General features: G+C 56.3%; 11 protein-coding genes. 8 read left to right on the top strand and 3 right to left on the bottom strand.

The window, feature by feature from the left end:
* The first annotated feature begins 86 nt into the window (after window positions 1-86).
* The 6 genes from Pla52o_RS18820 (at window position 87) to Pla52o_RS18795 (ending at window position 9,429) form a co-directional block, all read left to right on the top strand.
* Window positions 87-1,115, top strand: a complete 1,029-nt coding sequence (locus Pla52o_RS18820; RefSeq protein WP_146596336.1) for a DUF1573 domain-containing protein — start codon at window positions 87-89, stop codon at window positions 1,113-1,115.
* 680 nt (window positions 1,116-1,795) lie between these two features.
* Complete coding sequence (locus Pla52o_RS18815) at window positions 1,796-3,517, top strand: hypothetical protein (RefSeq protein ID WP_146596175.1); 1,722 nt, start codon at window positions 1,796-1,798, stop codon at window positions 3,515-3,517.
* Window positions 3,518-3,966: 449 nt separating this feature from the next.
* Entirely contained in the window at window positions 3,967-4,506 is a 540-nt protein-coding gene (locus Pla52o_RS18810; protein WP_146596335.1) for a hypothetical protein, read from the top strand.
* Window positions 4,507-4,582: 76 nt separating this feature from the next.
* On the top strand, window positions 4,583-5,686 hold the full coding sequence (locus Pla52o_RS18805) for an alanine racemase (RefSeq protein WP_197169360.1): 1,104 nt from the start codon (window positions 4,583-4,585) through the stop codon (window positions 5,684-5,686).
* 319 nt (window positions 5,687-6,005) lie between these two features.
* Window positions 6,006-6,629 carry an ECF-type sigma factor gene (locus Pla52o_RS18800; protein WP_146596173.1) on the top strand — a complete coding sequence of 208 codons (624 nt, stop codon included), beginning with the start codon at window positions 6,006-6,008 and terminating at the stop codon, window positions 6,627-6,629.
* Window positions 6,630-6,684: 55 nt separating this feature from the next.
* A complete protein-coding gene (locus Pla52o_RS18795; protein WP_146596172.1) occupies window positions 6,685-9,429 on the top strand; it encodes a serine/threonine-protein kinase in 2,745 nt (914 codons plus the stop codon).
* 247 nt (window positions 9,430-9,676) lie between these two features.
* Here the strand turns inward: Pla52o_RS18795 and Pla52o_RS18790 are convergent, their stop codons facing one another.
* From Pla52o_RS18790 to pilM, 3 genes are all read right to left on the bottom strand, one after another.
* Window positions 9,677-11,770 carry a hypothetical protein gene (locus tag Pla52o_RS18790; protein ID WP_146596171.1) on the bottom strand — a complete coding sequence of 698 codons (2,094 nt, stop codon included), beginning with the start codon at window positions 11,768-11,770 and terminating at the stop codon, window positions 9,677-9,679.
* A 202-nt stretch (window positions 11,771-11,972) separates the two neighbouring features.
* Window positions 11,973-13,754: a hypothetical protein gene (locus Pla52o_RS18785; RefSeq protein ID WP_146596170.1), complete on the bottom strand. Its 1,782-nt coding sequence runs from the start codon at window positions 13,752-13,754 to the stop codon at window positions 11,973-11,975.
* Window positions 13,755-13,951: 197 nt separating this feature from the next.
* A complete protein-coding gene (pilM, locus tag Pla52o_RS18780; RefSeq protein WP_146596169.1) occupies window positions 13,952-16,117 on the bottom strand; it encodes a type IV pilus assembly protein PilM in 2,166 nt (721 codons plus the stop codon).
* Between the two features lie 1,251 nt (window positions 16,118-17,368).
* On the opposite strand from pilM, the gene Pla52o_RS18775 reads away from it, so the two are divergent.
* Window positions 17,369-20,242, top strand: a complete 2,874-nt coding sequence (locus tag Pla52o_RS18775) for a hypothetical protein (RefSeq protein WP_146596168.1) — start codon at window positions 17,369-17,371, stop codon at window positions 20,240-20,242.
* Between the two features lie 14 nt (window positions 20,243-20,256).
* Window positions 20,257-21,687: a serine/threonine protein kinase gene (locus tag Pla52o_RS18770; protein WP_146596167.1), complete on the top strand. Its 1,431-nt coding sequence runs from the start codon at window positions 20,257-20,259 to the stop codon at window positions 21,685-21,687.
* Window positions 21,688-21,727: the final 40 nt, after the last annotated feature.

Genomic DNA, 21,727 nt, shown 5'->3' with positions numbered 1-21,727 from the left:
GAAGAATCATGCGGCGCCCCCCTCGAAGAAGCGTTCCGAGAATGGTTCTTAAACCTTCGCTCGGTTGCTATTACGGGAAAATAAAAATGTTCAATCATCTGCAACGAAACTTCACTCGGACCCTCGTGTTAGGGGGATTGAGTGTCTGTGTGTTCGCTGTTGGCCTACTGGATGCCCACTCGGCACAATCGCAGGATTGGTCGGACCAAGTCTTCAAGGTGAAGAAACACGATTTTGGCACCGTGGCGGTGGCGGCGAAGACCGAGTTTCGATTTCCGGTGACCAATCCGTACCCGCAACCGATGCACATTCAATCGGTGCGTGCGAGCTGCGGATGCACGACTCCGATTATTGAAACCGAATACATTCAGCCTGGCGAAACGGGGTCAATTTTGGCTCGCTTCAATACGGGGACCTTTCGTGGCAAGAAGGGAGCGACGTTGACCGTCGTGGTGGACAAGCCGTTTTATGCGGAAGCGCGCTTGGTTGTGGATGGTTACATCCGTAGTGACATGGTGTTCCATCCCGGCGAGATCGACTTTGGCCGGGCGACTCAAGGGGAGACGAAATCCAAGACATCCAAGGTTTTGTATGCGGGACGCGACGATTGGCAAGTGACCGATGTGGTCAGCAACAGTCCCTGGTTATTGCCTTCGTTCAAGCAAATCAGTCGTGGTAGTGGACGAGCGGACTATGAAATTACCGTTGTGATTCAGGAAGATGCTCCTCAAGGCTTCTTTCAAGACGAGGTCACGGTCATTACGAATGACCGTTCGATGCCGCGAGTTCCGCTGCGAGTTTGCGGCCAAGTTGAAAGCTTGCTCAGCATTTCGCCCCAGTCGATCGCGTTGGGCAGCGTCAAGCCGGGGCAATCGATCACGAAGCGATTGGTGATCCGAAGCCAAGAAGCGGTGATCATCGAGTCGATCGAGTGCGAGGGTTGGGACGTCGAATTCGCACGCCCGACGGCCGCGAATACCACGTTTCTGTTAGAGACGACCTTTACCCCGACCACGGCGGCCGGGAATGAGCGAAAACCGGTCGTTATCACCACTTCGGGTGCCAATTCGGTTCAGGCGAAAGCATTGCTGACAGCGGATGTGCGTTCCGAATGATCGGTACGTCATGATCGGTACGCGTGATGGAGTTGCGGCCACGACTCCGTTCGCAACCATCGCCGCCCCCCCGCACGCAAACGCTTCTCGACCATTCGAGAAGCGTTTTTTGTTGCCCTACGCTGCGTGCCGACCGGCGGTTTGCCGTCCCCGCTGCGGGCTGTCCCAACCGGTAAGGACGCGGGCCGCTCCCGCCGTTAAGGGCTCTGAACCACGATGTTGGCGGTGGCACCGGCCTCGCGCGGTTAACCTGTAGCGATTGCGTCGACTCCTCTGCTTAAGGGCAATAATCCCTTAATCGGGATCGCAACCATTTTGACTGTCGTGCTGTCATCAATACCGCTACTGCGTGTCTCAATCCGTATTAGATGCACAGAACGACCCACCCAAATGACGATCAGATCAAACATGGGAGAGGTCAGCCGTCCAAAGCAAACAAATCGTGAAGGATCAAGAAGGATTCGTTGCGCACTCAGAGTGCAATTGGATGAAACGGATCGTCCTTGGATGGCGACTTCGCACTTAACAATTTTGGGTAACGGACCACACGCCGATCATCAGCTCGCACAATCAAGAACCTGTGCGATCCGGATCAGTGAAATGCTCTGATGCATTGAGTTGGACTTGTTTCGTTCATCCGGTTCGATGATTTGGTGAAAGTTATAAAAAGGAGTTTATAGATGAAAACCAATTTTATGCGGTGCGTCGCGATTGCCCTTGGCATGAGCGTTTGTACCATGGCTACAGCGCAAAACGGCCCTTCGTTTGGCGAATACAGTGCGCCTTCCAAGTGGAACAACTTCAACATCGTTCCCCCGCAACAACCTAACTTGCCGCAGCAGACGGCGCAGCCGCGAGGTTACATGCACACCGTTTCGATGGGCGGTGCAGCGAAATCGCAAGGCAACAGTGCTGCAGAGGTCTTGCCGGCGCCAACGGGAGCGCCGGTACAGGCTCCTCCTGCACCACAACTTGCCCCGCAACCCAAGCCCGCAGCTCCCAAGCCCGCTCCGGGGCAACCCACTCTCGCTCCAACTCATGGGGCCGTTCCTTATCAAACGACCGGTGGCGCGCAAAGTGACGTCGCTTGCCCACCCGGAAACGTTCAAGGTTATTCACAAAGCGGCGTTCATCAGGCACCACAGCAGTGGTTCGCTGCACCGGCGAACTCGCCCGCTCATCACTTCGATGGCTATTCGCAGCTCAACGGCCCCCAAGCCTACCAAGGCAGCGGCTATAGCGCTCAAGGCTACGGTGATCCCGGTTGCAGTTCGGCAGCCAGCTGTGCTCCCGGCACACGCCCGAACTTGTCACCGTGGTTTGGTGGATTCAATTTGCTGTTTTGGCAAATGGAAAACAACCATGCTCGTCGTCTGCTCGCGTTTGACACCGGTTATGGGACTCATACCACGACAAGCGCCGTGGATCCTGACTCGACCTTGGGTTACGACCTAACATTCGGTCGTTACTTGGATTGTGGGCGTTACGGACTCAGCGTCAGCTACATGAACTTTGACCCCAGTCAATCGGAGACGCTTGTCACGAGTGGTATGCTTTACGCTCCGTTTGACTCGTGGATGAATATCGATGTCGACCCTGGAACGGGAGCTGCATCCGTCTACAGCCTGTACAATGGTGCCGCCGCTTATCGCGTACGACGTGACGTTGACATTCAAGGTTTGGAAGTCAATTTGACCAGCTTCGGTTTGATGGGAGCTCAACGCGCTGCGGCGATGTGCAGCCAAGGCGACTGTGCCCCCGGTGCACTGGGCAGCATTGGAGCCAATCTCGGACTGGGCGGTGGCTGTAATGGTTACGGCGGAGCGACTGGCCCCTTGGTCCGTAGCACGAGCGGTCGCGTTCGAATTGCGTCGAGTCATGGTTTCCGCTGGTTCCAATTCAAGGATTCGTTTGAGTTCGCAGCGAACATCAATGGAATGCCTGGCTATGGAGCGACCGACTTGTACTACAACGTCGATGCTGAAAACAACTTGTTTGGCTATCAATACGGATCGAAGGTAACCTATTGCCTAAGCAATCGCTGCAACCTCGGCATTGGTGGCAAGTTCGGCGTCTACGGTAACCGTGCCGAAATGACTCAGCGAATCGGTACCCAATCGGCACTCGCCTATGAAGCGACCATGCCATCGGATGTGGTCTATCGCGACTCGAGCGATACCGTCTTGGCGGGACTCGGCGAAGTCGACTTGGGCCTCGGTTATCGTCTCAACAATGCTTGGACCGTTCGCGGTGGCTATCGCATGCTCGGTGCTGCGGGGGTTGCAACCTCCACCGGGTCGCTTGACCAAGATTACAGTGCGGTGGAAACGAGCGGCGGTGTGTACGCCAACGACTCGCTATTGCTTCACGGTGCGTACGTCGGAATGGACTTCAATTGGTAGTGGATTCGAGTTCATTGCGAGCACGCTCTCTTCAGCACTGCTGACCGCGACGCTTGCTCGCCGGATCGCAGCGACACCCACCTCGGCAGGGAAACTTGCCGGGGTTTTTTCGCTGGTTGGGTGCGTACGGGATCGTCGCCTTCTCCAGCACGCAGTGCCCAACTCGCATCACCCACCACCCATTGCGGTCAATGGCATCGCTCGTCAACGCGTTGCGGTCAACGGTGGCGGATGGAATCCGTGGGAGAGAAAGATTAGGCTTTAAGGGTTGTGTCCGCCCCGAACCAATTGAACTCTCGAAAAGTGTTTCTCTTTTGAGCGATTCCCCCCCCGAAACGAAACCCGAGCCGCTGCTGGATCCCTCGTTCCTGTTCCGTTTCGAAATCCGCTTGTTAGAGGATGCGATGACGTGGACGAGCAAGGGATTGACGCTCCCCGAGTCCTGTCGTTTGCCATCGTTTGGTGCCTTGGGCGATCGCCCCGTGTTCGCCGACGTGCGAATGGCTTGGAACGCTAACGGGATTGGATTGAACATCAGCGTCGTGGGCAAACGCCAATTGCCTTGGTGTCGTGATTCACGTTTGGACGACAGCGATGGATTCCATTTCTGGATTGACACCCGTTGTAGCCCTGGGATTCACCGGGCGACTCAGTACTGTCATCGCTTTTTATGGATGCCAATGGGGGGCGGGCCAAAACGCGAGAATCCTGTTGCCGCTTGGATTCCCATTAACCGAGCTCGCGCGAATCCCAAACCGGTATCGCCTACCGAGTTAAAAATCGCGGCTTACCCGCGACATGATGGTTATCAAATGTCAGGGTTTGTGCCGGCGAGTGCCTTGACGGGATTTGACCCCACCGATCAGCCGCGCATCGGCATGTATTATGCGGTCGTTGACCGTGAACTTGGTTGGCAAACATTCATGCTGGGCCCCGAGTATCCAGTGCTCGAAGATCCAAGTTTATGGGGCGAAGCCGTGCTAGGATAACCCGCACGAGTGCGGCCCGTTGATGCTCGTCTCACCTTTCCCGTTTCCTTCCTCACTCGATCAGAATCTCCCTCCCGTGCAAAGCTCACCCATAGAACACCTGCCGACACCGTTGTTGTGTGTCGATGTCTCAACCGTCCGTAATAATTTGCAGGGGATGGCGGATTACACCTCTGGGCACCGGATTGCGTTGCGACCGCACATCAAGACGCACAAGTCGCGTTTGTTTTCACAGTTGCAGCTTGAGATGGGGGCGGTTGGTTTGACGTCGGCGAAACCCTCTGAAGCCCTCGCCGCTGCGATCGATGCCGAAGATATTCTGATTGCCTATCCGTCGTTCACCCCTCCTCGTCTGCGACTCCTTGAGACGCTTGCCGAGAATCACACCGTGCGGGTGGGCATTGACAGTGTGGAAGCGGCACAGCGCATCGCGGCTCGCGAGCTCGCGAATTCAACGTCCACCCTCGGATTGTTGATTGATTTGGACGTCGGTCACCATCGCACCGGCATCGCCTCGGTGAAGGAGGCGGTTGCCTTGGCACAATTGATCGAGTCACTGCCGAACGTGCGGTTTGACGGAGTCCTGTTCTTTCCCGGCCAGGTGTTGCCGACTTCCCAAAGTGTTGCTGCGGGAATGGAAGACGTTCGCGAGACGTTGGTCGCCGTGATTGATGCCCTTGATACAGCGGGACTCCGCCCCAAAATCGTTTCGGGTGGTTCCACTCCGTCGGCTAAATACACTCACTTGATCCCAGAGATCACAGAGATTCGCCCGGGCACGTATATCTTCAATGATTTGAACAGCGTGCGATGGCAATGTGCCGAGTTCGAAGATTGTGCAGCCTTTGTTCACGCCACGGTGATTAGCACGGCGGTCAAAGGCAAAGCGGTCATCGATGCCGGCAGCAAGATGTTCTCAAGCGATCTGTGCGGCGCCGATCCGACATCGGGTTTGGGCTACCTGATCGATCACCCTGGCGCAAAATTGGCGCGTCTGAGCGAAGAGCACGGGGAAATTGAATTGCAGCAAAGCGACTGGAGCCCCAAGGTCGGCGACCGCGTTCGCATTTTGCCCAATCATATTTGCCCCTGCGTCAACCTGCAAAACGAACTCGTGCTGGTCGACGGCGACCAACCCGTGTCTCACTCCACGGTGGATGCACGCGGGATGCTTCACTGATCCGATCGTCGCTCCCTTAGGTCGACGGCAACGGTACGGTGTTCGCGGCCGATGGCGTTAAAACGAACCGCATTTTGCCGTTCCACAACCAAGCGGTGTCGGTCGACGGCGTCGGTCAACGGGGGGCGATCGCTTGGCGTTCAAAATGGGGCGTTCAAAAAGCTGCGAAACCTTGCCCCCCCTGCCAAAGCTGCAATACAAGGGCCCCGAATCATGCTACCGCACCCTCCTGTGGAAGGGGGCGTTTTGTTTGGTTGTAATTGTCTCCTTGCGGTAACCCACGTTCCCATAATAGGCCCCCACGGTCTATCATTGAGGTATGGATGAATCAGGAAAACAGTTTCTCGAATTGTTGGAAAAGGTCCGTATCGGGAACGAGGCGGCTACGGAGAAGTTATGGAATGACTATTATCAAAGTCTCGTTCGCTTAGCGGCGAAGCGAATGCCGGCGAATTTGCGACGAGCGGCGGATGAAGAAGACATTGCGATCGCTGCGTTTCAAAGTTTTATCGCGGGAGTACGGCGAGACCAATTTCCTGATCTTCGCGGGCCGGAGAATCTTTGGGGCCTGTTGATCACGTTGACCTCACGCAAAGTGAATGCGCATCTACGGCACCACACCCGGCAAAAACGAGGAGGGGGCAACATTCGTGGTGAATCGGTCTTCGTTGACCCCAACGATCAAGGTCGCGAGGTGGGGATTGGGAATGTGGCGAGTGATGTCACCTCTCCCGATGTCCGAGCGGAGCTTGCCGAGGCCTGCGAGACGTTGCTGGATCAGTTGGGCGACGATCAACTTCGCCAAATCGCCGTCATGCGGATGGATGGGTTCCTGGTCGACGAGATCGCCGAACGTTTGGAATTAAGCAAGCGAGCGGTGGAGCGACGATTGCAGTTGATTCGCCGGATGTGGTCCGAAGCCAAGGAAGTCGAGAGTCCCTAGATGAACGCATGTCCAATGAGTGCGGCGATCGTTCGAGTGACATTGGAGAATTTTGATGGACATGAATGACTTGACCGCGATTGAGTTGGCACGGCTCGACGCGATTTGCCTTGATTACGAATGTGCGCTGCGCGCCGGGAACGCGTCTTCGATTGACAGTGTCGTTGAGAAGCAGGGCGGAAAATACGCTGATCTATTGCGCAGCGAATTGATCGCGGTTCGCGACGAGATCGCCCATGCGGCTTCCGCGGCACAGGAGACGACGTTCAGCACGTTCGCCACGCCGAGCGTGCCTGCCGATACCAAGTCCTCCCTTGCGATGGGCGACCAAATCGGTCCCTATGTCCTTACCAATGTATTGGGACAAGGAGGCATGGGCATTGTTTATCAAGCGATGGATATGCGGCTTAATCGTAAAGTCGCGATTAAAATGCTAGCGGTGGAAAGGGTCTCACGCGACCCTCAACAGCTAGCCTCGTTACGGGAACGCTTTGAACGGGAAGCGCGTGCGGTTGCGGCCCTAAGCCATCCCAATATCGTCGAGCTTTTTGATGTCGGCATCTCGGATTCCAATCCATTTGCCGTGATGGAATTGCTCGACGGTGAAACACTCGATCTATACTTAGCGAAGACCAACTGCGACGCCGAAACGGTACGCAAGATCGGGGCTCAAGTCGCCGACGCGCTGGCGGTGGCTCATCGAAGTGGCGTGGTGCATCGAGATTTAAAACCTCAAAACATCATGGTGATGCGCCGCAAAGATGATTCCCTCCACTCCCCAGTGGACTCCTCGGACGCGGCACCGCACCAAACGGTGATGGTCAAACTATTTGACTTTGGACTCTCGCGATCCGCGGGCGTGATGTTCGATAACGCGGTGGGGGGCGACAAGCCTCATTCGGATGCGCAAACCCGCGAGGGAGTCGTGATGGGGACTCCCGGCTACATGGCTCCCGAGCAAGCGCGCGGCGAGGTTGCCGGCCCTGCGGCGGACATCTTTGCCTTGGGCTGTATCTTGTTCGAAGCGTTTTACGGTAAGCGTGCTTTCGATGGAGCGACGCCGACCGCCCGTTATGCATCCACCCTTGAGGCTGTACCCGATACAGACCCCGTCGTGCGACGATCCGATCTCGCGCTTGCGGACTTGATCAGTGAGTGTCTTCACAAAGAGATCGTCAAACGGCCTGCCTCGGCCGAGGAGATCGCATTGCGATTGCGGCAGCGCGGTCCGATGCTCAATCCGATTCAACAACAGAGTGCCGCAGGCTATGGAGCTGGCGTTTTTGTACGCCGTCGTTTTATGGAATTGTTGGCCGGCGGTTCACTCGGGGGACTGGCGGTCGGACTCGCCTTTCCTGACCCAACGGAATCGCTGCGTGGAATCAATTCGTTGGCCGTGTTGTCGTTTACCGATACCAAAGGTGAATCCACCACCTTGGCGGTGAACGCAGCGGGACTTCCACTGGGGGACCAAGTGGTCGATCGGGGCGACGAATTAGCGGCGTTGTTGGTCAATGAACTCAGTCGATTGAAGGACGTCAATGTGACGCCGTTTCGGCCGCTTGTAGCGACCAAACCCGAGCAATTCCGACACATTGGTGCGGAGCTCGAGGTCGATGCGCTTGTCACAGGCAGCTTCAAAACGATTCAAATTGGGCAGAAATCGTTCGACGAAATTCGCCTTCAAATCGTCTCGTCGCGAACCGGCAATCAATTGTGGGGGCAAAATTTCCTCTCCCCTTCGGGCGAGAGTTTGCTTGAGCAATCTCGTTTTGCTTCGGAATTGGCGACCGCCGTGGGCCGATCGCTGACTTCATCGGACGAGGAACTCGCACCGCCGCACATGGGAGCCTTTAGCTGCCTTGTCGACGGCGTTTCGCGAGCCGATCCCGACAGCCCCGCAGGAATGCGGAAAGCACTCAGTTGTTTTCAATCCGCGCGCAGGCAAGACAAAGGTTACACGGCACCCATTGCCGGCATTGCGTTGACGTCGATTACCCTAGCGGGGCAAAGTCCATCGAGCGAATCGCTCGAATTGATCCAAGCGGCTCGCAACTCGGTTTCGGATGCGTTGGCCTTGGATAAGAAATCAATCGATGCACGATTGGCCAACGCGATGCTGTTGTGGCAGACGTTGTATCGCTATGACGAAGCCGCAGCGGAACTCGATAAGCTGCTCATTGACGCCCCCAACCATTGGCAAGTGCGTCATCAATACGGGTTGCTCGAACTGACTCGCGGCAACGCGGAGAACGCTTTGCGATTGCTTCGCGAGGCGACCCAGTTGAACCCCATGTCGGTGATCGCCAAAGTGGATCACGCTCGATCGTATTGGTTCTTGGGTAACATCGAGCGAGCGATTGTCGATGCAAAACGTGCGCAGGCTCGAGAGCCCGAAAACCCCCATCCACGCGGGTTGCTGATCGACATCTATGAATACCGCGGTCAATTCGATTTGGCGGCGGCGGAGCATATCGACATTGAATTTGGGACTCGGGTTACCCCTGAGACTTATTTCGAGAAGCGTCGGGCGTCGGTCTTAGAGCAACATCCGTATGGGCCCTTTGGAACCCTGCTAAATCAAGCGATTCTGGATTCTCGAATCACGGGACATGTGGGCGACGCGACGCTTGGCGAGTTAGCCGACGCGACCCCTCCGATGCTACCGCTGCTGTTGTCGGGCCATCCGAGTTTTGCCTCGGCGCGACTCTTGCCCCGAGCCGCGGAGATACTGCCTGAGCGCAGTGTCGCCATCGATTCGCCATGGCTCGGGACGCGCACGATCGCAGCGCGTGGCTAACGCGTGGTTTCGGGCGTCATCGGAGACTCTCAGACGTTGACAAGATGCCGCCCTCCGCGAGCGAGGATCATCCATGATCGCGGCATGGACAACGATGCGTCCGCGGACGCTATCTAGAGCTGGTGAAGACGCCCCCAGGGATTCGGCGGGCGCCCTCCCGGACGCCAACGAGCCCGGATGCCAGCGAGCCCGGATGTCAGCGAGCCGGGTGTCAGCGAGCCGGGGTATCTGCGAGCCGGGGCCGCTGCTATTCGCCCCTTTCCTCGGCAAACGAATAGATTCGGTACTGTTGCATATCGTCGATTTCATCGGAAACGTCAAGTTCTCCGTTGTCCTTGAACAACAAGTACTGGCCGGGCTCCTTCATTTCATCGTTGGTCACAATCTGCAGTGGATTGCCACCTTCGAGTGCGATGACGGTCGTTCGATTGGTGATTTTTGCTTTCGGGAGCTTTTTGATCTCCAGCGTCAGTGGGTCAATCACATCGGCAGAATCGGCCGTCTTGCTAAGCACCGTTCCCTCGGTCGCTTCGATTTGCATTGGCACTCGCGTCTTCAATGCGGTATCAAACTTGGAAACCACCATTTTGCCAGTCGGCTCGTTCTTAGCAAACGGAACGTTTCGACCTTGCCACTTCATTGTTTTCACCGCCGCTGGAACCACAGGGCCTGCGAGCACCGTGTTTTCGGTGGGTAATGAAACCGGGTCACTCGGTTCGCTCCATGGCGTCCAGCGTTCGAATTGGCGGAACTTGCTGATTGGATCTCGCCCCCCACGTGCTCGCACAGGAGCGTAGTCCTTCTCTGCTTTCGCTTGCAACGCACTGACGCGTTCGTAGGACTCGGGGTGCAACGTTTTAGCAAGCGGTTGCAGCAACGGGTTGTCGGGGAAGTTGGGGTCCTTCACCGAAACACGAATCCGATAGACGTACTTGCGTCCAGGTTTAGGGGAGTCTTTGTCAAACGAATAGTCAAAATCGTAGAAACGAATCAACTTATGTTCGACTGGATTCGCTTCCACTCCGGCGAAACCATAAGGAGACGAAGAGGTCGCCATCCCCTCCATGTCACGCATTCCAGGCATCATTGGATTACCTGTGGTCGCATTCAAATTGACATCCGTGCGATTGATATCGATCCCTTTGAAGGTGCCGTCTTCGTTGATGCGTTCGAACGGGTTGACCGTTTCGAGGATCGGTTTGTTCTGTAACTCGAGCTCGAGTTTCGAGATCATGGGGATCATCGGATGCAAGACGAAATTCGAGTAGTCGTCCAACAACATGGGAGGAATCCACATCGTCAATAAATCATCGCGGTAGTCACTGGGCACGAGCTCAGGGGCGGTACCCGCCCATACGACGGCCGCAACTTGGGTGTGGAAAACACGATCTTTTCGCACCACCCAATCCCCTTCGGCGATTTGATCCACCGGTCGGTCGGTGACATCCGCCCGTTGAACTTGAAAGTTCCAATACTTGGGAGTGTCACGGTCTTGAGGCCGGTAGTTGGTGGAATCCGCCAATGCGGTACGAAAGGCGTTGTAAATCGCTTTGTGGGGAATGACGGCGGTGCCCGCGATAAACCGCGCCACCATCGGAGCCGCTTTCATGGGAGCGCCGGTTTTAAAGTCCGACAACGATGCCGGAACCTGATAGATCGACATATTGTCTTGCGGGTCGAGTCTCCGTACCGGAGGTCCCGCGGGCGTCATTCCGCCCATCATATCCATCATGCCGCCCTCGGCGCCGTCCATCATCCCGGCCATCTCTCCTCCGAGGCCCATATCTTCCATCCCCATCCCTTCCATCCCCATCCCTTCCATTGATGGGTCACCGCCACGGCGAGAACGTCTGGGTTTGCGTTTGGGACGCGTTTTTTTCTCCTCCACGACGACCACGGGATCGGCGGGTTCAAGCTCCGCCAACTCATATTGTCCGTCCTTGGAGCGAATTGCCATCGTGCCGATCACTCCGCTCATCTTTAATGCCAACGGCGCGTAGAGTTGAGGGTCCCGTCGCTTGAAGGCATCGTTGCGAGGGATCTCTTGCCATTCGGCCAGATCGTAAGTCGGCACGGGATCGACCGCTTCGAGCGTCTTTTTCGTACGCGTCAAAATATCAAAGTTCGATAGCTCCCGCAGCGGAATGATCTCGTCGGTGTGATCATCATCCACCTCGTTTTTGACGCGGTTCGCGTCATCGCGAAGTCGAGTGGGTTGCTTCGTAAAATCAGGCAACTGCATCGCTTGATAAACAAGAAATCCAGAGACGCAGACAAAGATTCCAAGCACGACTTTTTCGACGTGCCGAATGGCCATGTCTTTGATTTTGTTTGAATCCATGTCTGTTCCCCGAAAGTGAGCCGTTAAGAAGAGTGGAGCAGTCGCGAAGGGGTCGGTGGTACATACCAATCAAGCGCTAATGCAATATATCAAGGTCTGTTGCAGACCACCATGTTTTGTCTCGCAGCGCGGCCAATCTGGGATCAGCCACGCGACGTCTAAAGTCGGCTGTTTCGACCGACGTGCGACGTAGGGATTCTCGCTATCCCGGTGGTCCTGCGGCCGGATCGACCGCCGCAGGTCCGTTTTCTGGAGCCACGGGCTCCCCAGCGGGAGTGGCTGGAGTCGCAGGGGTGGCTGGGGCCGCGGGCGCTGCCGGTTCGCTCGTCGCAGGCGTCGGCAACGTTTCGGTTGTCGATGTCGGTTTATCGCCAATGAGGCCTTCGACCACGGTTTCTTGTGTGACTTGGTCAACGCCAAGTTTCTTTTTGTCGGGTGGGTTGTAGATCTGAATCAGCCCGTAGACCTCAACATCAATGTCGTAGGGATTCTCGATCGCGGGGGTTTGGGCGGTCCGGTTCATCCCTCCGCCTCGGAACCCGGTTCCCATTCCAGCGTCATCCATGCCAGCTTCACCCATGCTGGGGGCTCCCATCCCGGGGCCACCCATGCCGGGGCCACCGAATCCGCCAGCATCCGCTCCGCCACCGACGCCCATTCCGCCCATCTCATCCATGCCTCCCATGCCTCCGGCACCACCGCTGGATGGCACTGCAGAGCCACCCACTGGAAGCAGACGCACTTGCTTGACTTCAATCATCAGCGGTGCATTGCCGCAAACGGCTAGCAAACGAGGAACCATGCGTTGGTCCATTCGCAACGCCATCATGACCGGGACCCGTTTGGCAACCGCCAGGTTTACGTCCGCGGGGGAATCGCTATCGAGTGCGGCGCGAAGGGCCGAGCCAGTGATCGGAAGGTAATCGGTATCGACGTAACGGTTGTCGCCAGGATCGGAGGCTTCGACGGCACCCATGCCACCATCCATGCCCCCCATTCCTCCCATACCGCCATCCATGCCGCCCATTCCTCCCATGCCTCCATCCATGCCACCCATTCCTCCCATGCCACCATCCATCCCAGGACCACCGAATCCGTCCATACCCATACCCATTCCCATTCCCTGGCCGCCGGCTTGCGAGGCGACTTGCTTCAAAATGGCGGGATTGAACTGCACCGAGCGGCCGATTTTGATCGTCTTGATTTCACGGATTTTGGCCTCGAATGCTTCCTTCGCATCGATGTTGACGGTGTCAATGATTTGCAGCATTTGCTTCAAAATCCACACGTTTTCCTGTGAATAATAGACCTGCAGCGTCGAAGGCCGCGAACCACGCCAAGGGAACAAGTCGGCCAACAATTGCTGCTGGCTACCGGCGCTCCATTCGACCAGTGGTTTGTTCTCGGTTCCCGAGATATTGATCCGCCTTTTGGTGAGGTTCCGAATCCCTGATTTATCGTCCATCGATGGATTGAACGTCGGGTCAAAGGGAGCTTTCCACTCCGCTCGAGCGATCGTCGCGATCTCCGGTAGGATCATCCCGATGTAGTATCGATAGAGGTTGAGCATGTAGGGCGGTTTCTCTTCCCCTTCCTCGGCAGGAAAATGGACGTAACGCTCAATTGGGATCAGGTCCTTGAATTCATCCACAAAGTCTTGCTGAAGCTCTTTGGGCCAAGTCAACAAATTCCGTTGACGGGCATACATATCGGTCCAAGCTTTCAGCACTTCGTTTTCACGCGTCTCGATCAGCGACTCCATTTTCGCATGCGAAGCCGCATTGGGGTGCGATGACAACTCGCCTTGCAGACTAGCAACGGACGTGAACGCCGTGTTGATCTTGGATTGCTGCTCATCCGCCTCCTTTTGCAAAGTGGACGACGCCAAAAACCAAACCAGCAGCGATGCGATCGTCACAAAACCGACACCGATCCAGAATCCGTATCGCAACACGCCGGCAAGTTGTTCTTTAAGTTGGCCCATTGGAAACTCGAGGGTTTGTTTTCGTAGCGAAGAGCGGATGAAGAAAAGGAAAGTTCAAATGACGCGATGTTGAGCGACGCCAGCGAACTTTGGACAATCGGGTTGGATCGATCAAGTGGATCGATCAAGTGGATCGATCAAGTGGATCGATCCGCTGTGTGGCGAAGGTGCAGCGGGAACGCGGCGGCCAGCAGTCCTTACTGCGACCCCATTGCTACCGAATCGTCGGCTGGCGTTTCCGCGGGCGCCTCGGATTCTGCGGCCTCTCTGGCCTCTTCCTCGGCCTTCAATTTGGCTTCGATTCGGTCGGTCAACATATTCGGTTGCCAAACCACTTGGTAATCGAAGTCGAGTCGGAGCACTTGCAGCGTCGGTTCGGTAGCAACAATCTCCTCGAGGTCCGAAAGCGTTTTGCCTTCGGGGAAATCTCGCTCGGCGATGGCGGTTTGGGCCTTGAGCACTTCTTCGGCGTCATACGCCGGATTGGCGATCGTTACGGTCGTGGGCTTGTCATCGTTGAGCAACAGCGGATAGGACAGCCCGAACTCTTGGGGGGTAAAGCTAATCAATTTGCCCTCGCCATCGGGCAACACGATGGGCTTCTCTAGGAAGTTGGTGGTCATCAGGTTGCGCACATGGTTACTCCCTTCTCGCCCCTTTCGCTGAGGGCTGTTGTAGTAGTGAAATCCGGTCAATTGAATCACCCAACCGGGACCGCTGGGGCCGGGAGCATTTTTCATTTCCTCGGAAACCTTGCGCCGCGTGATGGCCTCCCAGTTGACGATTTCTTCCTCATAACGTTGTTTCAACGGTTCGGTGTACCACGTCGCAAGGTCTTCGAAGTACTTGGTTTCCACTTGCGTGATATGGATCGCCGTACGGTCTTCGTAGGGTTTGCGATTTTTCGCATCGGGCATCTCCCCATCGGGGAAGGTTTCGCGAGGGATCATCCCGTTGATCGCGCGCAACGCTTCTAGCCACACCAAGCGGCGTTCGGCATTTCCGGAGACCTCTTTGCCGAGGGCATTGAGGAACGTTAACTTGGCCTCGAGCTTCTGGTCCTCGGTCTTATGTTGATTGGAGTAGCTCGACATTTGCTGGACCACGCTTTCCGCCCCGTCCCACAAATCGGGATGAGTGACCTCCCAATTCTTCTCGGTCAAGAAATAGTGCCCGATCAATCCGAGTAACAAGGCGGCCACGGCGACCAGCGTCCAAGGTTTCTTGGCCCGAATCATTCGTTCGGTCAAGATTTCCTGAGGGACCAAACTGGCGTGAACTTGGGCCAGATCGAGTCCTTGCAAACAAAGCCCGTAACAGACCGCGAACGTGGGGGCGTTATCGCGGAAGGTTGGGATCGCCAACACATCGTCACCGGTCAAGCGATTGAATCGATCGAGGGTGTCGACTTCAAAACCGAGGTTCTTGCTCAAATATGCCGCCAAACCGGGCATTTTGACCGTGTTACCCGCGACGACCATCCCAGCCACGTTGGCCTGCTTGTCGATGCTGCGGAAAAATCCGATCGATCGCTGGACTTCGGTCACCAAGTCATTGAACACCGGACGCATCGTTTGGAAGATCAATTTGGGATCGACCGCTTCGCGTGCGTTCCGCTTCAAGTGCTCTGCCTTGGCGAACGTTAACTTCAAATCCTTGGTCAATTGACGCGTAAAATGGTTGCCTCCGATTGGCATACTCCGTTGCCAGATTCGGAAACCGTTGGTGATGATCAAGTCGCTCGAATCGGTACCGATCGAAAGCAGGACAAGCGAATCGGGAGGATTGTCGACATCAAATGCTTCGTTCGCCAAGCGTTCATGCAGCCGGTCAAACGCAATCATGTTGTAGAGCGCAAGCGGAGCCAGTTGAATTTGGTCCACTTCAATATCGGCATCGACGAACGGTTGTAGCTGCTTGTAGACCTGGTCGCGTTTCATCGCGAACAGCCCCACTTCGCTCTCCAACGCGTAACCTTCCTCGATCACGCTGCCCGGCATCATTTGGTGGTCCCAAATCACGTCGGCCAGATCAAACGGAATCTGTTGGCGCGCTTCGTAGCGAACGATGTCCGCAACTTTCTTCAGTTCCACCGGTGGCGGTTTGAAAAACTTTGCCAAACCGGTTTGACCGGGAACACTGATCACAACCTTTTCGTTGAAACCATCGTTGCGTTCGAGCAATTGGGTGATTGCGTCGGCAACCAATTCCTCGGGAACCGCCTCGGGTTGGCTCAGGATTTTCGGATATTCAATGAAATCGAACGCATCGGCGACCACCTGATCATCCACGATCGAACAACGCAACGCTTTGAGCGCCGATTGGCCAATCTCGATTCCCCATACGCCAGAGCTAGAAGCCATTTAATCTTTCTCGTGGATTGCGTCGAAGACGATAAGTGTCAAAGAAAAGGATAACTTAAAAAAGAGGATGCGCGGTGGCTCGATGTCGACCCCGTCACAAGTGCGAAGCCGCGTGTCGGTCAGCGCCACGTGTCCCGAGTCAATCGGAGAGGGCGGCTGCGAATTTGCGCATTTGCATCCGCTCCCTATTGTAAAGGCTCGTCGTTTGTATTGCACTGTGTTTCGGGACGTTTTCTCGTCTTTGTTTCCCGAACAAGCCACTCCGCGGCGTCATTATTGGTCCCCCGCAGCGCTCGCGCCGTTCACCCCGTGGACATTCGGGGACATTTGGGGACCGCGACCGAATTGACGCGACCGAATTGACACGATCCGGCACCGTCGTGGTGGACCGGGCACCGTCGTGGTGGAAAGCGCTTTTAGGACAACGTTCTTAGGGGCGGCGTTCTTTTGGGCTGAGGAAGGGGCGACAGGTGGATCGGGGGCTGGGCATCGCGAACGCCGTGGTAACCGGTTCGGAAAATCAGCTTGACTACCTGGTTGGGGTGGTGTGCACGCACCATGAAAGGGGCTAGGGCGTTTGGGCGAGTCGTGTCGGTTGTGCCGAACAACGGGAGTTAACGCACCGAATAAATCACCCGCGAAATCTCAGTGGCCCGCGAAATCTCAGTGGCTCGCGAAATCGTGGGGAGATCTCTTGTCTTCAACGATTCCAAGTGTTCCATCAGCAATGGATGTTTGCAGAAAGGGGGAGCCGATTGCATTTTTGCAGCGTGGATGCCTCATCGTCGAATCGGTAGCCGTGCGACGCCTCCCATGCGCAGGCTCCCGTTCGGGCACGCTCCGGATCTTCCCGCTGGAGTTTCCAAACGCCTCGTCGCTGTGGGACGCCGTGCTGCGGGAGGGCCGATTGGCTGCAGATTCAATCCAGCTCGATTGACGTGCCCGGTATTTGGTAAGCTCTGCAATTCATCGCACGCCGTGATTCGGGCACGCATTGCCAACGCAGAAATTCGCGGTGCTCGGTGTCGCAACTTGCGTCTTCCGGCAAGAATAGGTTTGGCAAGAAACGAGGCATTCGGCAAGAATTCAGGCATTCGGCAAGAATTGAGGCGAACGCAACTTGCAGGAAGCGAAACGGAACCCGATTCAACCACGCCTTCCCAGGAATCGATCCAACGATTGGCCAAACTGCGGACTAAGATAACGTGATCGCAGCGAAACGACCCCTCTTTAACTCAAATTTAGTTTGTTATGGCGAGCATCGACGAGTGTTGTATTTTGATCCCCGTCTCAACGTTGGAGGATTTCCCCAAGGACGCTTCGGATGATGATGCCCGCAGTTTGCTGGCGGCTTGGACCGTGCTGTGGCACCCCCGGTTGGTAGCGGCATCGCAGCAAACGCCCACCTGGTATCGCGCCGACGGTCCCCCCGAGCTCGAGCGTGGCAGCCGAGTCATTACCGTTCCGACACCAAGCCTTGCGGAATTGCCAGACGGTTTTGAGGCGAAGTGTCGCGAGAACGCTTCGATCCAGTGGATCAGCGGTGCGGACCGAAACGAAATGCTACAATCGCTAGGGCTGCTAGAGTCTGCTTCATCGCTACAGACCGAACATCGAACGATCAGTGCGGAAGACTTTTTCGCGCTCGGCTACGCAATGCTGCAAACTCAGATCATGACGCGGCGCCTGCGTTACACCAGCAATCTCGATGAGATTCATTTCCAAACCAAACTGGTCAGTGCGGCGGATGCCTTTGTCGCCGACGACGCGGAGGCGTGTGCCGCAGCCCTCCACGATTGCTTTGATGCGCTCGCCCAGGAACGTGACCACTATTTCTCGTCAGATCCCCACTTAGTTGATTTGACGTTGATCTCCAAATCAACGCTCGAGGCATTCTTTGAGACGTTAAAAACGAACGGCGGTGATGGCGCCGCTGATTCTCATCCCGCGAGTCAGTCGGAGGCTTCCAACGGAGTGCTTGGCACGCCGTGTAACGTATTGATCGATGCTCCGATGGCGGCAGCGATTGCCAGTGCGAGCGAGGAAAACCGGAGCTTGCTTCGCAACCGATTGGACAACGCTTCGCTGGGCTGGGCCGGTGGAGGACTCGGCGGCGACGTTAGCCTGGAAACGATGACGTACTCGGATACCGAGAACGCGATCGCCAATGCGTTTGATGAAACGGCCTCGTTGATCGGATCGCGTCCTCCGGTGTACGCGAGATATTCTGGCACGACCCCGTCGGATATGACCAAAGTGATCGCATCGCTTGGGGTCGACGGGATGATTTCGATCGATTTTGAAAACGGCACAGGCTACGGTGACGAAGCCAAAGTGTTGCGTCAAAGCGGCGGATTGGAAGTCCATGCGTTAACGGCAAAACCAATCGATGCCTCGGGCGACTCCGCTTTTTTGGCGCTCGGACCACGCTTGGGCGAAGCGATCGATAGCGGGGAAATCGCCACCGGTTTGCTCGTGCATTGGCCGGGTTACCAAAGCGATAGTTACCGCGACGTCCGCCGTGTCGCTTCCTGGAGCTTGGTGTTGGGACGTTTTTGGAATCTTGCCGATTACTTCCGTACGGGCGAACAACCCTACCACCATGACTCGTCCAGCGCCGCTGCGAGCGGGGCCGAGATGGCTTTGGTGTCGCAAGTTGCTGACGGGCAATCGGATTCGTTGTCGAGGATTGTCAAACAAACCCAACAATCGATCGCTAAACAAAATGAAGCGAATTTGAAAGCGATGATCGCATTGGCATCAGGCTCGGCGACAAACGTGGACTCCCACGCGGCCAGTCCTGCGGGCGATCCTGCGGTCGTTCACGCCATCGGGCTCAAAGCGAGTCAGAGTCGATCGAACGTTTGTTTGATCAACTCCACACCTTGCCCGCTCCGCTACACCGTGACGATGGATGGGAATCCCGCCAAGGAAGAGCATATCTATGCGACCCACGGTTGCGGCAATCAATCGATCGTCACCGTCGACGTTCCTGCGTTTGGATTTTCCGTCGCTCGCAATGAATCATCGAAGCTTGCCAACGGACGCTCGCTGGGGCGACGAATCCGCGAAGCGTTGCGCACGGGAGTGAAACCGTGTGCGGACGAGGGGGTGTTACAAAATGCCTTCTTCGAAGTGGTGATCGATCCTCAGTCCGGCGGCATCAAAGGGGCCTACAGCGGCACTTCGCGTGGCAATCGGTTTTCAATGCGTTTGGTCGCCGTCGCGGGGACGGGGAAGAAATCGTCGGTGAATGAATCATCGATGACATGCGATCAAATGACAACGATGGTGGCAAAAGGCGAGCGTGGAGTGATTCGCACAAGCGGGCACTTGTCTGACCCCCAGGGGGCGAAAGTGGGAGCGTATGAAATCGATTATCAAATCGAACGCGGCAGTCGGATGCTCCATGTCAGCGGCAAGCTCGACGTGTTAACAAAATTGGTGGGCAATCCATGGCAACATTACTTCGCGGCGCGATCCGCGGTTGCCAGCGAAGCGGTTTCCTACCGAGTGATCATGCGTGACAAGATGCACCGCACCAGCAGCCGGCGCATCGTCGCGCCTCTGGGCATCTTGATGGATGAATCCGAGCGTCACACCTTGGTCGCCTCTGCCGGATTGGCCTACCATCGTCGCGTCGAGGATCGTTTTCTCGACACGCTTTTGCAAGTCCAAGGGGAGACGCAGCATGAGTTCTCGCTGCATTACGGGTTCGACGTTCCAAGTCCTTTGTTGGCCGCGCGAAGTGTGTTGAGCGTTCCCACGGAATTGAGTGTCCAACGAGTCGAATCGGCGGCGTCACGTGGTTGGTTGATTCATGCGGCGCCGAACACGATCTTGGTCGCGGACGTTCAATGCGTTCAAGACAGCCAAGGACGCTTGTTGGGCATCGTGCGATTGGTGCAAACACGCTCTCAGCCGTGTAACGCCACGGTTCGCTTCTGTCGAGGCGTTTCTCAAGCGGTCAAGCTCCGAGAGCGAGTTGCCGTCGATGCCGACGCGCTCCACAAGCAGCTAGCAGCACACGCCGAAGCTCCCGGTTTGGAGTTTACCCACGATCTCGTGAAAATCGCTGTCGCGGGGCACGAAGTGGTCGATGTTTTGATTCAATTCGATGCATAAAGGCGTGTCCTTTCATGGGAAACATCGTTCCAATGGGCAGCAGTGATTCCAAGCCAATGCTCGATTTTCGAGAGGCTGCGATTCGAAGCGGGTTGATCACGCCAAAGAAATGGAAGCGTGTCGCTCAAGCCGTTTCGGAGACCGGTGGCAGCGCGGACGATGACGCCATGGCCGCTGAGTTGATCCAAAGTGGAGTGATCAGCGAATACCAAGCAAGGCAATTGCGTGCCGGTCGCACCAAGTTCAACCTGGGGCCTTATCTGATTACCGATTGGATCGGCCAAGGTGGGATGGGGCAAGTTTACAAAGCGGTGCACAGCGTGATGGGACGCCAGTGTGCGGTGAAGACGTTGCCGTTGGAAAAGATGACCTCCGAGTCGCGTTTGGCCTTCATGCGTGAAATTCGTTTGCAAGCTGGCTTGGACAGTCCCTATGTGGTACGCGCTTATGACGCCGGCCAAGATGGAAAGGTCGATTACTTGGTCACCGAGTACGTACCCGGCACCGACCTGAGACGATTGGTTCGCAGCAACGGACCCTTGACGATGGAGCATGCCGCCTTGGTGATTTCGCAAGCGGCGATGGGGTTACAATACGCTCACAACCTGGGCTTGGTCCATCGCGACGTCAAGCCAGGGAATATTTTGGTGACTCCCGATGGCCAGGCAAAGGTCTCCGACATCGGCTTGGCCGCCTACAGTTACGCGTCCAACGAAGACGATCCGCGGGCGGGTAAAATCGTCGGCACCGCGGACTACTTGTCCCCTGAACAAATTTTGAATCCCTCTCAGGTTGGGCCGTTAAGCGATATCTATTCGCTCGGCTGCACGTTGTACTACGTGGTTGCCGGCAAGGTCCCTTTTCCGGGTGGCGATACACGTACGAAGTGCCGACGCCACTGTGAACAAACGCCTTGGCATCCGCGGAAGTTCTCCCCCGATTTGTCCGAAGACTTCGTCGACGTGATTGCCGATATGATGGAAAAGGATCCTGCAAAACGGATCCAATCGGCCGAGGAAGTCGTTGAGCGACTCGAGCCATGGTCTAACAACGCCATGGACTTTGTCGATCGCCCAATCGATCGACGTTCGTGGACCCCACCTCCGCCTCCCAAAGAACCATCGCTTTCGCGTGAAAGCGGTGAAATGAGTGGCTTGAGCGCCTCGGGCACCTTGAGCCAACGCTCGGGGACCTTAAATCAACGCTCGGGCACTCTGAGCCATGGCTCGGGAACTCTGAGCCAAGGCTCGGGGGCGACCAGCCAATCGGATGGGCACTTTAGCAACGCGGCACCGCCGCCCATACCGCACGGATCGACGACGCTTGCCAATCCTCAGCAAGGCAGAAACTCGCTGATGACGGTACTGTTGACGTTGGCAATCGCGGTGCCGATTAGTCTGCTCGTCGGGGCAATTCTCGGATTCTTGATCCGTGAACGACTCTAGTCGCGTGGGATGCGTTAATGTCGCCCGCGTGCAAACTCTT

This window comes from Novipirellula galeiformis (genome assembly GCF_007860095.1).
GTDB lineage: Bacteria > Planctomycetota > Planctomycetia > Pirellulales > Pirellulaceae > Novipirellula > Novipirellula galeiformis.
The sequence above is the reverse complement of the archived record's forward strand: the minus strand, read 5'-3'. Positions and strand labels throughout refer to the sequence as shown.

What these genes read in the sequence shown, in the direction of transcription:
- Pla52o_RS18820 (WP_146596336.1), top strand. Translation starts at nt 87, where the DNA reads ATGTTCAATCATCTGCAACGAAACTTCACTCGGACCCTCGTGTTAGGG.
- Pla52o_RS18800 (WP_146596173.1), top strand. Translation starts at nt 6,006, where the DNA reads ATGGATGAATCAGGAAAACAGTTTCTCGAATTGTTGGAAAAGGTCCGT.
- Pla52o_RS18795 (WP_146596172.1), top strand. Translation starts at nt 6,685, where the DNA reads ATGGACATGAATGACTTGACCGCGATTGAGTTGGCACGGCTCGACGCG.
- Pla52o_RS18790 (WP_146596171.1), bottom strand. Translation starts at nt 11,770, where the DNA reads ATGGATTCAAACAAAATCAAAGACATGGCCATTCGGCACGTCGAAAAA.
- Pla52o_RS18770 (WP_146596167.1), top strand. Translation starts at nt 20,257, where the DNA reads ATGGGAAACATCGTTCCAATGGGCAGCAGTGATTCCAAGCCAATGCTC.
- Pla52o_RS18785 (WP_146596170.1), bottom strand. Translation starts at nt 13,754, where the DNA reads ATGGGCCAACTTAAAGAACAACTTGCCGGCGTGTTGCGATACGGATTC.
- pilM (WP_146596169.1), bottom strand. Translation starts at nt 16,117, where the DNA reads ATGGCTTCTAGCTCTGGCGTATGGGGAATCGAGATTGGCCAATCGGCG.
- Pla52o_RS18775 (WP_146596168.1), top strand. Translation starts at nt 17,369, where the DNA reads ATGGCGAGCATCGACGAGTGTTGTATTTTGATCCCCGTCTCAACGTTG.
- Pla52o_RS18815 (WP_146596175.1), top strand. Translation starts at nt 1,796, where the DNA reads ATGAAAACCAATTTTATGCGGTGCGTCGCGATTGCCCTTGGCATGAGC.